The organism is Ideonella sp. B508-1 (assembly GCF_000333615.1).
GTDB lineage: Bacteria > Pseudomonadota > Gammaproteobacteria > Burkholderiales > Burkholderiaceae_C > Ideonella.
On sequence record NZ_BADL01000100.1, the window covers coordinates 1 to 2,048 of the forward strand.

General features: G+C 64.9%; 3 protein-coding genes. All 3 read right to left on the reverse strand.

Annotated features, from left to right (window positions below):
• Positions 1 to 170: 170 nt before the first annotated feature.
• A complete protein-coding gene (locus I73_RS04220; RefSeq protein WP_022979470.1) occupies positions 171 to 377 on the reverse strand; it encodes a hypothetical protein in 207 nt (68 codons plus the stop codon).
• On the reverse strand, positions 329 to 748 hold the full coding sequence (locus tag I73_RS25870) for a hypothetical protein (protein ID WP_022979471.1): 420 nt from the start codon (positions 746 to 748) through the stop codon (positions 329 to 331). Before I73_RS25870 ends, I73_RS04220 begins: the two co-directional genes overlap by 49 nt.
• An 8-nt stretch (positions 749 to 756) precedes the next feature.
• The coding region (locus I73_RS25875) for a hypothetical protein (protein WP_022979472.1) at positions 757 to 2,048 on the reverse strand (1,292 nt) is incomplete at its 5' end.

Below are 2,048 nucleotides of genomic sequence, written 5' to 3' on the forward strand. Positions count from 1 at the left end.
GGGCCTCGGCGTGCAGCGCGCCGGTCTCGCGGGGCAGGGCCTTCGGGCTGGCAGGGCCCAGGGCACGGATCAGCGGGCCGCTCCAGCGGCCGGCCGCCAGGCGGATCAGCGGGTCGGCGACGGGCGGCCGGGGCAGGGCGGGGCGTGACATGGGCTGAGATTGTGCGGGCTCAGTCGCCGGGCAGCAGCCCCTCGTGGGCGATGACGCGGGCCAGCGCCTCCTCGAAGGCCAGCCGGCAGCGGGTGCTCACCTCGGCCAGGTGGGCGTGCAGAGCGGCATCGTCGGGGCTGCTGTGGGTGCATTCGCGGCTGTAGGCCTCGAAGTGCATCAGCTGGCGCAGCAGGCCGGCGATGTGGCGCGGGCACTCGCAGGCCATGGTGGTGAGATCATGTGGCCGCATTGGTTGGCGCCAGTGAACTCATAGCTTTCAACCGCGCGGTTGGCGATGTCCTTGAGCACGGACTTCCGGAAGTCCTCCAGGGCCGGGTACACGTGGGTGGACCAGTTGGCGGAGGTGTCGCGCACACCCCAGCGTGGGTTGGCGATCAGCGCATCACGCCCTTGGCGCTTGGCCAGTTCCAGATGCACGTCCGCGCCCTGGATGAGCGCGTCGATCATGGTCAGCAAGCCCTTGAGGTAGTCCAGGCTCATCCAGTGGTAGAGCAGGGTGGCCTGGCGCTTTTGCTGCAAGCTGAGTGTGTAGGCCGGGTAGCCGCCGATGGGCTGGCCAAGCAGGTTGGTGGTCATGGGCAATCTCAGTTCGTGACCTGCCCCGGCAGCGCCGGCAGGCCGATCTTGGTGTCTCGCAACTGGGCGTCGAAGTCCGTCGAGCCCCAGCCCGTGTCGAGCGGGCCCTTGACGTTGGGGTGGTTGATCTGCTCGCGCATGGGCGTGTAGGCCCCGCGCTTGGACTCGCTCAAGGCCATCCATTCCTGGCGCGTCAGCCCGGGTGGATGCAGTGTCTCACCATGGCCTCCGCCACGCATGTAATAGCGTGTGGTGTCGTGGTGCCCTGCTTCGACCTGGACCACCACCTGGTCCCAGCCGCCTTCCAGGTGCTGATCTGGGAGATCCTTCTTCACCTGACTTGATGCAGGGCCGCGCCAAGCCTTGAGCGTTTGACCGGCCGGGACCTCCATCACGACAAACTGGCCGTTGGGGTTCCAATCCGGCCAGACGGCCAGGTACTTGCGCCACGCCGCTTTGGGGTCCGGAGACGACATGATCTTGTTCCACACGTCCTCAGGCACCCAGCAGTCGCCCATGGCGCCATTGCTGGGCGAAGTGACGCGGTAGAGCCTGGCCGGGCCCTTGATCTCCACGGGGGCCATCTTGTGGAAGGACTGGATGTTCTTCGGGGTCGGGCGTGGCCAGCCGTTGGAGACGGCGTCATCTATACCCTTTCGCACAGACGCTGGATCTAACTCTGACCATTCACCCTCGTTGCCCTTGCTCAGCCAACTGGGAGGCGGATCGGCTTCCTTCATCAGCGTGACCGCGCGGGTTTCGGGAAGCGCGCCGCGGAAGTGCACGTTCTTGGCATCCAGAATGCCTGAGCGTTGCACCAGGTTCTCCATCTCCAGGCGATGGATGATGCGGTCCAAGATTTTTTGCAGGGGGTCCAAGGCCCGGCCCAGATAGCTGTCTGCGCCCTTGCGGACCTTTTCAACCATGTCGATGGTCGCCTGGGCCCGCGCGCCGATCACAGGCAATGACGCCACCTTGCCCAGCAGACCCTTCATGGTGGCAATGCCCTTGTCAAAGGCTTGCAGCAGCTTGGTTGTGCTGACCTGTCCCCGAACCGCCTTGACCTGGTCGGCCAGCCACTTGAAGACCTCGTCCACCTTCAGGCGCCGCAGGTATTGCTGCACCTCGCGCTTGCGCAAATAAGTGATCACCCAGGTCATCGCATCGTCCACGGCCTTGATCAACAGGTTCAGGCCGTATCGGCGAACAAACACGAAGAATATCTTCAAGACGCCCTTGACCAGTGAGCCCAGGCTCGGAAACAGCCCGACCAGCGTCAGGGACAGTGCCACCCATTTCC

Excerpts from the sequence above, each read along its gene's own strand:
- I73_RS04220 (WP_022979470.1), bottom strand. The coding sequence starts at position 377 with ATGGCCTGCGAGTGCCCGCGCCACATCGCCGGCCTGCTGCGCCAGCTG.
- I73_RS25870 (WP_022979471.1), bottom strand. The coding sequence starts at position 748 with ATGACCACCAACCTGCTTGGCCAGCCCATCGGCGGCTACCCGGCCTAC.